Annotated in this window: 10 protein-coding genes; 4 read left to right on the top strand and 6 right to left on the bottom strand. The window is 61.4% G+C overall.

Annotated features, from left to right (window positions below; all coding sequences use genetic code 11):
- Positions 1 to 99: 99 nt before the first annotated feature.
- The 6 genes from QMX98_RS26630 to QMX98_RS26655 all read right to left on the bottom strand — a co-directional run bounded on the left by QMX98_RS26630 (position 100) and on the right by QMX98_RS26655 (position 6,988).
- Positions 100 to 873, bottom strand: coding sequence for an enoyl-CoA hydratase (locus QMX98_RS26630; RefSeq protein ID WP_077748383.1), 774 nt, complete (start codon positions 871 to 873; stop codon positions 100 to 102).
- 13 nt (positions 874 to 886) lie between these two features.
- Positions 887 to 2,014 (bottom strand): acyl-CoA dehydrogenase, encoded by a 1,128-nt coding sequence (locus tag QMX98_RS26635; RefSeq protein WP_077748382.1) that lies wholly within the window; start codon positions 2,012 to 2,014, stop codon positions 887 to 889.
- Positions 2,015 to 2,150: 136 nt separating this feature from the next.
- The gene (locus tag QMX98_RS26640; protein ID WP_145307255.1) at positions 2,151 to 3,350 is read right to left on the bottom strand and encodes an acetyl-CoA C-acyltransferase; all 1,200 of its coding nucleotides are present in this window, start codon (positions 3,348 to 3,350) and stop codon (positions 2,151 to 2,153) included.
- 12 nt (positions 3,351 to 3,362) lie between these two features.
- Positions 3,363 to 4,124 (bottom strand): SDR family NAD(P)-dependent oxidoreductase, encoded by a 762-nt coding sequence (locus tag QMX98_RS26645; RefSeq protein WP_077748380.1) that lies wholly within the window; start codon positions 4,122 to 4,124, stop codon positions 3,363 to 3,365.
- A 20-nt stretch (positions 4,125 to 4,144) separates the two neighbouring features.
- Positions 4,145 to 5,803, bottom strand: a complete 1,659-nt coding sequence (locus tag QMX98_RS26650; RefSeq protein WP_282411614.1) for an AMP-binding protein — start codon at positions 5,801 to 5,803, stop codon at positions 4,145 to 4,147.
- Positions 5,804 to 5,971: 168 nt separating this feature from the next.
- On the bottom strand, positions 5,972 to 6,988 hold the full coding sequence (locus tag QMX98_RS26655; protein WP_282411615.1) for an AraC family transcriptional regulator: 1,017 nt from the start codon (positions 6,986 to 6,988) through the stop codon (positions 5,972 to 5,974).
- Between the two features lie 291 nt (positions 6,989 to 7,279).
- Here QMX98_RS26655 and efeU point away from each other — a divergent pair, with 291 nt between their 5' ends.
- Genes efeU through efeO (QMX98_RS26675) form a run of 4 tightly spaced genes read left to right on the top strand, consistent with a single transcriptional unit; the run spans position 7,280 to position 11,493 of the window.
- Positions 7,280 to 8,119: an iron uptake transporter permease EfeU gene (gene efeU / locus QMX98_RS26660; RefSeq protein WP_282411616.1), complete on the top strand. Its 840-nt coding sequence runs from the start codon at positions 7,280 to 7,282 to the stop codon at positions 8,117 to 8,119.
- Between the two features lie 8 nt (positions 8,120 to 8,127).
- Complete coding sequence (efeO, locus tag QMX98_RS26665) at positions 8,128 to 9,327, top strand: iron uptake system protein EfeO (RefSeq protein ID WP_282411617.1); 1,200 nt, start codon at positions 8,128 to 8,130, stop codon at positions 9,325 to 9,327.
- 18 nt (positions 9,328 to 9,345) lie between these two features.
- The gene (gene efeB / locus QMX98_RS26670; RefSeq protein ID WP_282411618.1) at positions 9,346 to 10,644 is read left to right on the top strand and encodes an iron uptake transporter deferrochelatase/peroxidase subunit; all 1,299 of its coding nucleotides are present in this window, start codon (positions 9,346 to 9,348) and stop codon (positions 10,642 to 10,644) included.
- Between the two features lie 24 nt (positions 10,645 to 10,668).
- Positions 10,669 to 11,493 (top strand): iron uptake system protein EfeO, encoded by an 825-nt coding sequence (gene efeO, locus QMX98_RS26675; protein WP_169857797.1) that lies wholly within the window; start codon positions 10,669 to 10,671, stop codon positions 11,491 to 11,493.
- Positions 11,494 to 11,545: the final 52 nt, after the last annotated feature.

An 11,545-nucleotide genomic window follows, 5' to 3' on the forward strand; every position in this document is an offset into this window, starting at 1 on the left:
GGCAAGCCTCGCTCCTACAGGTTATCGGTGTTCGCATGAACGACCCGTAACCCAGTAGGAGCGAGGCTTGCCCGCGAAGGCGTCGGTGAGGTCGCTACATCACTTACCCTGGAACTGCGCCTCACGCTTGGCAATGAACGCCGCCATCCCTTCCTTCTGATCCTGCGTCGCAAACGCCGCATGGAACACCCGGCGCTCAAAGCGCACGCCTTCCGACAGGCTCACTTCAAACGCGCGGTTGACGCTTTCCTTGATCATCATCGCGATCGGCAACGACTTCTTGGCGATCAACGCGGCGACTTTCAGCGCTTCTTCCAGCAGTTCATCCGCCGGCACGATCCGCGCGACGATCCCGCAGCGCTCGGCTTCTACCGCATCAATCAAACGTCCGCTCAGGCACATTTCCATGGCCTTGGCCTTGCCCACGGCGCGGGTCAGGCGCTGGGTGCCGCCCATACCCGGCAGCACGCCGAGGTTGATTTCCGGCTGGCCGAATTTCGCATTGTCGCCGGCAAGGATGAAATCGCACATCAGCGCCAGTTCACAGCCACCGCCCAGGGCGAAACCGTTGACCGCTGCAATGATCGGCTTGCGGCGGTTGGCCACGCGATCGCTGTCGCTGAACAGGTCGTCCAGATAGATCTGCGGGTAGGTTAGTTCGGCCATTTCCTTGATATCGGCGCCGGCGGCGAAGGCTTTTTTCGAGCCGGTCAGCACGATGCAGCCGATGTTCGAATCAGCTTCCAGGCCATCGAGGGCGTGGTTCAGTTCGCTGACGATCTGCGCATTCAACGCGTTCAGCGCCTGCGGACGGTTGAGGGTGATCAGGCCTACACGACCGTGGGTTTCCAGCAAAATCGTTTCGTAACTCACAATGGACTCCTTCTTAAAGATTGCGCGAAATAACCATGCGCTGAATATCGCTGGTGCCTTCGTAGATCTGGCAAACCCGCACGTCGCGGTAGATCCGCTCCAGCGGGAAGTCGTTCAGGTAACCGTAACCGCCGAGGGTTTGCAACGCCGAGGAGCAGACCTTCTCGGCCATTTCCGAGGCGAACAGCTTGGCCATGGACGCTTCGACCAGGGCCGGTTGACCGCTGTCCCGCAGTGCCGCTGCGTAATGCACCATTTGCCGGGCGACGGCGATTTGCGTCGCCATGTCTGCCAAGCGGAAGGCTACGGCTTGATGTTCGATGATCGGCTTGCCGAAACTCTCACGCTCACGGGCGTAGTCGCGGGCCGCTTCAAACGCGGCGCGGGCCATGCCCACCGATTGCGAAGCGATGCCGACGCGGCCGCCTTCAAGGTTGGCCAGGGCGATCCGGTAACCTTCGCCCTCCTCACCTAACCGGTTGGCCACCGGCACTTTGACGTCTTCGAAGAGAATCTGGCAGGTGTCGGAGGCGTGCTGACCGAGTTTGTCTTCGACCCGGGCGACTTTGTAGCCCGGCGAATCGGTCGGCACGATCAGCGCCGTGATGCCGCGCTTGCCGGCACTCGGGTCGGTCACGGCAAACACGATCACCACCCCGGCGTTCTGCCCGGACGTGATGAACTGCTTGCAGCCGTTGAGCACGTAGTGATCGCCTTCCAGGCGCGCACGGGTTTTCAGGCCGCTGGCGTCGGAACCGGCCTGCGGTTCGGTCAGGGCAAAGGCGCCGAGCATCGCGCCGCTGGCCAGTGGCTTGAGGAAGCGTTCTTTCTGATCGTCGTTGCCGTACTTGAGGATAGGTACGCAACCCACGGAGTTGTGCACGCTCATGATCGTCGAGCAGGCGCCGTCACCGGCGGCGATTTCTTCCAATGCCATGGCGTAGGCCAGGTAACCGGTGTCGCAACCGCCCCACTGCTCCGGCACCAGCATGCCGAAGAAGCCCAGTTCGGCCATCTCACCGATGGCTTCCTTGGGGAAGCGGTGTTCGCGGTCCCACTCGGCGGCAAACGGTTTCAGCCGTTCCTGGGCGAATTGTCGGGCCATGTCGCGGATCTGTTGTTGGTCGTCATCGGGAATCATGGTGAATCCTTAAAAATTGAGCCTGACGCAGAACCTGTAGGAGCGAGCCTGCTCGCGAAGAGCCGTGTCAGTCGACATTAACGTTGAATGACACACCGCATTCTCGAGCAGGCTCGCTCCTAGAGTGGGAATTGCGTCAACCTTGGTAAAGGCATTCCACAGCCATGGCCGTGGCTTCACCGCCGCCGATGCAGATCGCTGCAACGCCGCGTTTCAGGCCTTTCTGGCGCAGGGCCGAGAGCAAGGTCACGAGAATCCGCGCGCCAGACGCACCAATCGGGTGGCCCAGGGCGCAGGCGCCGCCGTGCACGTTGATCTTCTCGTGGGGGATTTCCAGTTTGGTCATGGTCACCAGACTGACCACCGCGAATGCTTCGTTGACTTCGAACAGCTCGACGTCGTCCACGGACCAGCCGGTTTTCTTCAGCAGCTTCTTGATCGCGCCCACCGGTGCCACCGGGAACAGGCCCGGGGTATCGGCAAATGCAGCATGGCCGTGAATCACTGCCAGCGGTTTCAGACCTTGTTTCTGTGCTTCGGAGCGGCGCATCAGCACCAGCGCCGCCGCACCGTCAGAAATCGAACTGGAGTTGGCCGCAGTCACCGTGCCGCCTTCGCGGAATGCCGGTTTCAGCGAAGTGATCTTGTCCAGCTTGGCTTTCGGTGGTTGTTCGTCGTTGCTGATCAGCACCTGCTCTTTTCCGACAGTCACGGTAATCGGCACGATCTCGTCCTTGAAGCTGCCGTCCTTGATCGCCTGCTGCGCGCGGGTGGTCGAGGCAATGGCGAACGCGTCCTGGGCTTCGCGGCTGAAACCGTTGGTTTCGGCGCAATCCTCGGCGAAGGTGCCCATCAGGCGGCCCTTGTCGTAGGCGTCTTCCAGACCGTCGAGGAACATGGAATCGAGCACGCGGCCATGGCCCATGCGGTAACCGCTGCGAGCGCGGTCCAGCAGGTACGGTGCGTTGGACATGCTTTCCATGCCGCCCGCGACGACCACGTCGGCGCTGCCGGCAACGAGCATGTCGTGGGCCAGAATCGCTGCTTCCATGCCCGAGCCGCACATCTTGTTCAAGGTGGTGCAGCGGGTCGATTTATCCAGCCCCGCGCCCAATGCAGCTTGCCGCGCCGGTGCCTGACCGAGCCCGGCGGGCAGTACGCAGCCAAACAGCACTTCTTCTACGGATTCAGGTTTGATACCCGCGCGTTCGACGGCAGCGCGGATCGCGGCAGCCCCCAGTTGCGGCGCGGTCAGGCTTTTCAGTTCGCCCTGGAAACCGCCCATCGGGGTGCGGACGGCGCTGACGATAACGATGGGATCGTTGGCAATAGTCATGACAAATCCTCCTTATTTAGCGGCCATGCGCAAGGCACCGTCGAGACGGATCACCTCGCCATTGAGCATGCTGTTTTCAATGATATGCCTGACCAGCGCGGCATACTCGCCCGGTTTGCCCAGACGCGGCGGAAATGGCACACCAGCCGCCAGGGACGCGCGGACTTCCGGGGTCATGCCGGCCATCATCGGGGTTTCAAAAATGCCGGGGGCGATGGTCATCACGCGGATGCCGAAGCGCGCCAGTTCACGGGCGGCGGGCAAGGTCAGGCTGACGATCGCGCCTTTGGACGCTGCATAAGCGGCCTGGCCGATCTGGCCATCGTAAGCCGCGGCTGAGGCGGTGTTGATGATCACGCCGCGTTCGCCGTCGGCATCCGCTTCGGCTTCGGCGATGGCCGCCGAAGCCAGGCGCAGCATATTGAAGCTGCCGATCAGGTTGACGTTGATCACCTGGCTGAAACTGGCCAGCGCGTGCGGGCCGGTCTTGCCGAGGATCTTCTCGCCACGCACGATGCCGGCGCAATTGACCAGACCGTTGAGACCGCCGAAGGCTTTCACCGTCGCCTGCACAGCGGCTTCGGCGGCGGCTTCGTCGCTGATGTCGGCCACTACGCTTTGCGCGCCGAGACGTTGCGCCTGGGCCGCGACCGCCTCGGCGTTCATGTCCACCAGCATCACTTTGGCGCCAGCCGCGACCAGCATTTCAGCAGTGGCCGCACCGAGGCCCGAGGCACCGCCGGTGACGAGAAAAACCTTGTTTTCGATCTGCATCATTGTGTCCTTGATTCAAGCTAAACGTTCTTCGCCGCAGCCTCTTGAGCCTTGGCGATTTCCTGGTTGCGCAAGATAAAGCGCTGCAATTTGCCGCTTGGGGTTTTCGGCAACTCGCTGACAAATTCGATTTCACGCGGGTACGAATGCGCGGCCAGGCGCTTGCGCACGTGTTGACGCAGTTCTTCGGCCAGCTCCGGCGTCGGGCGGTATTGCTCGCAAATCACGACGAAGGCTTTGACCAGTTCGGTGCGCTCCGGATCGGGTTTTCCGACGACGGCGGCTTCGATCACTGACGGGTGTTCGATCAATGCACTTTCCACATCGAACGGGCCGACGCGGTAGCCGGAAGTGGTGATCACGTCATCGCTGCGCCCGACGAAGCTGATGCTGCCGTCCGGGTTCCACTCGACGGTGTCGCCACTCAGGTAGTAGTTGCCAACGAATGCTTTGGTTGGCGCGCCTTCGTAACCGGCGAACCAGCACATCGGCGACTGGGTACGGTCGATGGCGAGGATGCCGGGCTGGCCGACGCCGAGTTCCTTGTATTCGTCGTCGAGCACCACGATGCGGTGGCCCGGCGAGGCAAACCCGGCGGCGCCCATGTGGATCGGGTGCTCCAGGCCATGGTGATTGCACAGGACCATGCCCAGTTCGGTCTGGCCGTAATGGTCATGAATGACCACTCCGAGGTTATCGGCGAACCAACGGATCACTTCCGGGTTCAGCGGCTCACCGGCGCTGCTGACGATACGCAGTTTGCCCTTGATCGACTTGGCGAACTCGTCGCCACCGGCAATCAGCAAGCGATAGGCCGTCGGTGACCCGGTGAGGTTGGTGATCCCGTATTTATTGATCACCCGGCAGGTGCTTTCGAGGGTGAACGGGCCATCGTAAAAGGTGATCGGATGCCCCATCGCCATGGGACCGGTGACGCCGAAATAGATGCCGTAGGCCCAGCCCGGATCGGCGACGTTCCAGAACGCGTCTTCGGGGCGCAGGTCCACGGCGTCGCGGGTGTAGCTCTGGAAAGCGACAATGGCTTTGAGCGGCACCGACAGTGCTTTCGACGGGCCGGTGGTGCCCGAGGTGAACATCAGCAGGAACGGGTCTTCGCCTGTCAGCAACACCGGTTCGCACTCGGGGGAATAATTGGCCAGTTCGGCCCAGAAGCTGTAATCGCCACGGACGATGCCTTGGCCTTTCGCACCGCCGACGGTAACGATGGTCGGGCAGTCGGCGACTTCAATGAGTTTGGGGCGATTGACCGCATCGGTCACCACCACTTTGGCGCCGGAGCAGCTGAGTCGGTGTTCGATGGCTTTCGGGCCGAAGGCGGTAAACAGCGGCTGATAGACCGCGCCGATGCGCCAGGTGGCGAAGACGGTGATCAGCAATTCGATATTACGTGGCAGCAGGCCGGCGACCTTGTCGCCTTTTTTCACGCCCTGGGCCAGAAGGAAGTTGGCAAAGCACGCGGCTTTGTCCTGCAAGTCCTTGAAGGTATACGTGGCGCTGGCGCCGTCGCGGCCTTCCCAGAACAGCGCAATACGCCCCGGCAAGGCATGCCGGTCGCAACACTCGACGCAGGCGTTTAGGGCAGTCAGATCGCCGGCCAGGGCGGCGTCGACGGTGTGCTGATAATTGAACTGTGACGTGGCAGACAAGTAATCGCGCATTGCCAGAATCCCTGTGTATTTTTATTAGGTTGGGGGAACCGTAAAAACCACAGAAATACTCACCCCACGCGGGGCTCGGGGCAATGGTCAAAGCTATCAAGTTGTCTGACTGGTTTGGCCAAGGTAGCCAATGATCGTTCCCACGCTCTGCGCGGGAACGATCGGTATCTAGCTCGCTTCGTTAAGGATCAAACTCCGATAATGCCCCGGATTGGACCCCGACCACTTGCGAAACGCCTTGTAGAACGAACTCGCATCCGCAAACCCCAGCCGCGTGGCGATCTCGGCAAAGCTGATACTCGGCTCAGCCAGCCAGACAATGGCCAATTCCTTGCGCACGCTGTCCTTGAGCCCTTGATAGGTCTGCCCTTCCTCCGCCAGGCGCCGGCGCAAGGTCGAGGCCGACATGCACAGTTGCTGCGCCAGAGGCTCGGTCTCCGGCCACTGATCGGCGGGCAACTGGCGTAAATCATGCTTGATCCGGCTCGCCAGGCTCTCCGGGTCGCGGTACTTGACCAGAATATTCGCTGGCGCATGGGCCAGGAAGCGCTTGAGTTCTTCCGGGCTGCGCTTGATCGGCAGGTCCAGGCAATCCGCCGAGAAAATCATCCGCGTGCGGGGCCGGTCGAATCGCAGGTTCTCGGAGAACATCACCTGATAGTCATCGCAGAAATCCGGCGCCGGGCAGCGTAATTCAATGGCCAGAATCGGTATCCGCCGCCCCGCCAGCCAACAGGCAACGCCGTGCACGATCATCCAGTAGGTGAAATAGGTAAAGGCCCGGCGCGGGTCCAGCTCATCTTCCAGCAACACGATCTCCGCCAGGCTTTGCTGACGAACCAGCTGCGCCGGCATGCGTTCGAGCATCAACGACAGGAAACTCAGGCCTGAGGTCAGGCCGGCTGCCAGGCTCGGCTGGATCATCGAGCTGCGGCAGAGAAACTCAAGGCTGCCGGATTTGAGCTTGCGCGGGTCCATGCCAAAAAACTCATCGTCCCCGCGCCGGGCCAGCAAGCGCCAAAGCCGTGCATACGCCGTCGCCGGAACGCGGGCATCACTGGTTTGCAGCAGCTGCGGATCAATGCCGACCTTGTTCAATACCTCGTCGGTGGCGGCTCCGGCGGCGCAGCTTTGCAACAGGGCTTCACGCACCAGTTGGATGGCGATGGTGTCTTTTTCCGACATTGAGCGAGGTGGGCCTTGATCTTGTTTGAGTGCCGGCATCTTAGCGCACAGCGACCCAATCCTGTAGGAGCGAGCGGTGCGGCGATCCGACTTGCCCGCGAAGCAGGCGACTCGGTCTTGCCCTGATACCGAGTAATCGTTCTTCGCGGGCAAGCCTCGCTCCTACAAGGGGGTGGTGTGATCTTTAGAGTTGTTCAGGTTAGGTTCAGGTAAATGCCAATTAATGCCATTTGGGAATGAGTGTCATTATGTTACAACTTAGCACCCTATCTAATTCCACGACGGTGCTGAATGCTTGTTCCTTTTCTGATCATGCTGCGCGAAGGCATTGAAGCCGCGTTGATCGTTGGCATCATCGCCAGCTACCTCAAGCAGACCGGCCGTGGCCAGTGGATGCCCGCCGTTTGGATCGGCGTTTTCCTTGCCGTTGCGCTGGCCTTGTTGGTGGGCGGTTGTCTGGAGCTGGTGAGCGCCGAATTCCCACAGAAACAACAGGAGTTGTTTGAAGGTGTGGTCGGCCTGGTGGCTGTCGGCATTCTCAGCTCCATGGTCTTCTGGATGCGCAAAGTGGCGCGTTCGATCAAGCACTCGCTGCACGTCTCCCTCGACCACGCGCTGACCGGCTCCAAACACCAGGTCACGGCACTGATCGCCATGGTGTTTTTCGCCGTGGCCCGGGAAGGCCTGGAGACGGTGTTCTTTCTGCTCGCGGTGTTCCAGCAGAGCGAAGGCCCGGCGGCACCGATCGGCGCCCTCCTCGGCCTGATCCTGGCGATCATCGTCGGCTTCCTGATCTACACCGGCAGCATGCGCCTGAACCTCGGCGCGTTCTTCCGCTGGACCGGCTTGTTCATCCTGGTGGTGGCGGCGGGCATTCTCGCCAACTCGGTGCAGGCGCTGCATGAAGCCGGAGTCTGGAATCACCTGCAAACCGTGCTCTTGGACTTCAGTGCGACGCTGCCGATGGACGGCCCGGTGGGATCGGTGCTGGCCGGCATGTTCGGTTACCAGGACGCGCCGACGGTCAGCACCCTCGGGGCCTATCTGATTTACCTGGTAGTGGCGCTGGTGATGTTCTTCATCCCAGCCCCGGCACCCGCTGAACAACCTTCTTCCGTTTCCAGCCAATAAGGGCACCCATGCCAAATCAAGCCCCTCCCCAGGCCTCGCCTCCCCGCGCCTTGCGCTGGGCGGTGGCCGGTTCGGTGATCGTGATGATCGCCGCCGGCGGCCTGTTCTACTACGCCTCGAAAATGGCGGCGGCCAAGCGCCAGGTTAACCATGACGAAGTGCTGGTGACTATTCACCCGCACAGCTGCGAACCGAATGCGCTGTCCGTTCCGGCGGGTCGCGCCAGCTTCCGCATCGTCAATCGCTCGGACCGGGCGGTGGAATGGGAGATCCTTGACGGCGTGCTGGTAGTCGAAGAACGGGAAAACATCGCGCCGGGCCTGAGCCAGGTGATCAATGCCAACCTGCTACCCGGCGACTATGCGATCACCTGCGGATTGCTGAGCAACCCGCGAGGCACCTTGCACGTGACTCCGACTGCCGCCTCCGACGCGGCCGCCAAGGCCAAGCCGTCGATGGTCGCCTTCGTAGGGCCGTTGTCGGAATTCCGTGTGTACCTGAGCAGTCAAAGCAGCGCGCTGATCAAAGCCGTCGCCGCCCTTGAGCAAGCAATCGCCGCTGGCGACCTGAGCCAGGCACAAGCGCTGTATGTGCCCGCCCGCGCCGCTTATCAACGGATCGCCCCCGCCGCCCAGCGTCTGGCTGAACTGGACAACGCCATCAATGCCCGCGCCGATTACTTCGAGAAACGCGAACAGGATCCAGCCTTCAGCGGTTTCCACCGCATCGAGTACGCGCTGTTCCAGCAACGCAACCTCGACGGTCTGGCACCGGTTGCCCAGCGCTTGAACAGCGACGTCGCCACGCTCAAACAGCAACTGCTCGCGCAATCGCTGCCACCGGAACAGTTGGTGAGCATTGTCGCGCGCAATCTGCACAGCCTCGCCGATGTGCGTGCCAGCAGCGGTGAAGAAGAACGCTACAGCCACACCGACCTGAACGGTTTCGCCGCCAACCTCTTTGCTGCGCGCAAAGTCGTCGACCTGTTGCGCCCGTTGCTGACCACGTCCGCCGTCGAGTTGCTGCCGAAGATCGACAGCGCGATCACCGCCCTCGATGCCGAACTCAATGGGTTGAAGGTCCAGGACGGCTACGCGAGCTACGACACGGTGAGTGCCGCGCAGCGTAAACAGATCGCCGACAAGGCCAAGGCGCTGGCCGACACACTCGATGGAATCGATCCCGCCCTCGGCCTTTCCGGCCTTTAAGCAGAAGACTCAAAACCGATGAACGATTCAGAACACTTCAACCTCCAGCGTCGCCGGGTATTGATGGGCATGGGCGCTGCGGGTGTTGCGCTGGCAGGCTCCGCACTGAGCTGTCCGGCGATGGCCGCAAGCCCCGCGCAAGTCACCGAAGCACCAAGCAGCGACAAGACCGAAGACCGCCACGCGTTCCACGGCAAGCACCAGACCGGCATCGTCACTCCGCGCCCGGCATCAGGCATGCTGGTGTCGTTTGATGTGCTGGCCAGTGATCGCGAGGACCTGGAACGGCTGTTCCGCACCCTCAACGAGCGCATCGCGTTCCTGATGCAGGGCGGACCGGTGGCGCAAGTCGATCCGAAACTGCCGCCGGTGGATTCGGGCATCCTCGGCCCGGTGGTCACGCCGGACAACCTGACCATCACCGTATCGGTGGGCGAGTCGCTGTTCGACGAGCGCTTCGGCCTGGCCGCGGCCAAGCCCAAACGGTTGAGCCGCATGGTCGGTTTTCCTAACGATGCTCTGGACGCCGATTGCTGCCACGGCGACCTGAGCCTGCAGTTTTGCGCCAACACCACCGACACCAACATCCACGCCCTGCGCGACATTGTGAAAAACCTGCCGGACCTGCTGCTGGTGCGCTGGAAACAGGAAGGCAGCGTGCCGCCCCAGGCCCCGGCGAAACCCGGTGTGCCGGCGCAGAGCGCACGCAATTTCCTCGGTTTTCGCGACGGCTCGGCGAACCCGGACTCCAACGACGCCAAGGCCATGGACAGCCTCGTCTGGGTGCAACCGGGCAGCGACGAACCGGCGTGGGCCGCCAATGGCAGCTATCAGGCGGTGCGGATCATCCGCAACTTCGTCGAGCGCTGGGACCGCACGCCCTTGCAGGAACAGGAAAGCATTCTCGGCCGCATAAAAGCCACCGGCGCGCCCATGGGCGGCGCCCATGAAACTGAAGTTCCGGACTACGCCAAGGACCCGCAAGGCAAACTGACCAAACTCGACGCGCATATCCGCCTGGCCAACCCGCGCACTGCTGCGACCCAGGCCAACCTGATCCTGCGCCGGCCGTTCAACTACTCCAACGGCGTGAACAAGAACGGTCAGTTGGACATGGGTTTGTTGTTCATCTGCTACCAGGCCGATCTGGACAAAGGTTTTATCACCGTCCAAACCCGACTCAACGGCGAGCCGCTGGAGGAATACCTCAAGCCGGTCGGCGGCGGTTACTTCTTCACCCTGCCGGGTGTGATGGGCGACCAGGACTTCATCGGTCGCTCGCTGCTTGACGCTACCTCACCCAAAACAAACACCTGAACAACCCCCATACGGAACCGTCCCATGAAAAAGTCGCCCCTCGCGTTATTGCTGACCCTAGGCTTGCTCAATACCCCGCTGTCGGCTTTCGCGGCGACGGCGCCGCTGGAGCTGGTGCAGCCGATTTCGGATTACAAAATCTATGTCACCGAGCAACTGGATGAGCTGGCCAGCCACACACAGCAGTTCACCGATGCAGTGAAAAAAGGCGACTTGGCCACCGCCAGGAAACTGTACGCACCGACCCGGGTTTTCTACGAATCGATCGAGCCGATTGCCGAGCTGTTCAGCGACCTCGATGCGTCCATCGACTCACGCGTTGATGACCACGAAAAAGGCGTGAAGGCCGAAGATTTCACCGGTTTCCACCGCATTGAATATTCGCTGTTCTCGCAAAACAGCACCCAGGGTCTCGATGAACTGGCCGATGGCTTGAACAAAGACGTCAAAGACCTGCAAACCCGCGTCGCCGGCCTGACCTTCCCGCCCGAGAAAGTCGTGGGCGGCGCCGCTGCCTTGCTTGAAGAAGTGGCGGCCACCAAGATCTCCGGTGAAGAAGACCGCTACAGCCACACTGACCTGTATGACTTCCAGGGCAACATCGACGGCGCGAAGAAAATCGTCGACCTGTTCCGTCCGCAGATCGAAAAGCAGGACGCGGCGTTTATTGCCAAGGTCGACAAGAACTTTGCCAGCGTGAACAAGATTCTGGCGAAGTACAAAACCGGGGATGGTGGGTTCGAGACGTATGACAAGGTGAAAGAGAACGACCGCAAGGCGTTGGTTGGGCCGGTGAATACGTTGGCTGAAGACCTTTCCACATTGCGTGGGAAATTGGGTTTGAACTGATTTTTTGTAGCGTTTTGGCGGGCCTCTTCGCGGGCAAGCCTCTCTCCTGCAG

The sequence above is a fragment of the Pseudomonas sp. PS02303 genome, assembly GCF_029959925.1.
In the GTDB taxonomy this organism is placed as follows: Bacteria; Pseudomonadota; Gammaproteobacteria; order Pseudomonadales; family Pseudomonadaceae; genus Aquipseudomonas; species Aquipseudomonas mandelii.

Excerpts from the sequence above, each read along its gene's own strand:
- QMX98_RS26635 (WP_077748382.1), bottom strand. The coding sequence starts at position 2,014 with ATGATTCCCGATGACGACCAACAACAGATCCGCGACATGGCCCGACAA.
- QMX98_RS26640 (WP_145307255.1), bottom strand. The coding sequence starts at position 3,350 with ATGACTATTGCCAACGATCCCATCGTTATCGTCAGCGCCGTCCGCACC.
- QMX98_RS26645 (WP_077748380.1), bottom strand. The coding sequence starts at position 4,124 with ATGCAGATCGAAAACAAGGTTTTTCTCGTCACCGGCGGTGCCTCGGGC.
- QMX98_RS26650 (WP_282411614.1), bottom strand. The coding sequence starts at position 5,803 with ATGCGCGATTACTTGTCTGCCACGTCACAGTTCAATTATCAGCACACC.
- QMX98_RS26655 (WP_282411615.1), bottom strand. The coding sequence starts at position 6,988 with ATGTCGGAAAAAGACACCATCGCCATCCAACTGGTGCGTGAAGCCCTG.
- efeU (WP_282411616.1), top strand. The coding sequence starts at position 7,280 with ATGCTTGTTCCTTTTCTGATCATGCTGCGCGAAGGCATTGAAGCCGCG.
- efeO (WP_282411617.1), top strand. The coding sequence starts at position 8,128 with ATGCCAAATCAAGCCCCTCCCCAGGCCTCGCCTCCCCGCGCCTTGCGC.
- efeB (WP_282411618.1), top strand. The coding sequence starts at position 9,346 with ATGAACGATTCAGAACACTTCAACCTCCAGCGTCGCCGGGTATTGATG.
- efeO (WP_169857797.1), top strand. The coding sequence starts at position 10,669 with ATGAAAAAGTCGCCCCTCGCGTTATTGCTGACCCTAGGCTTGCTCAAT.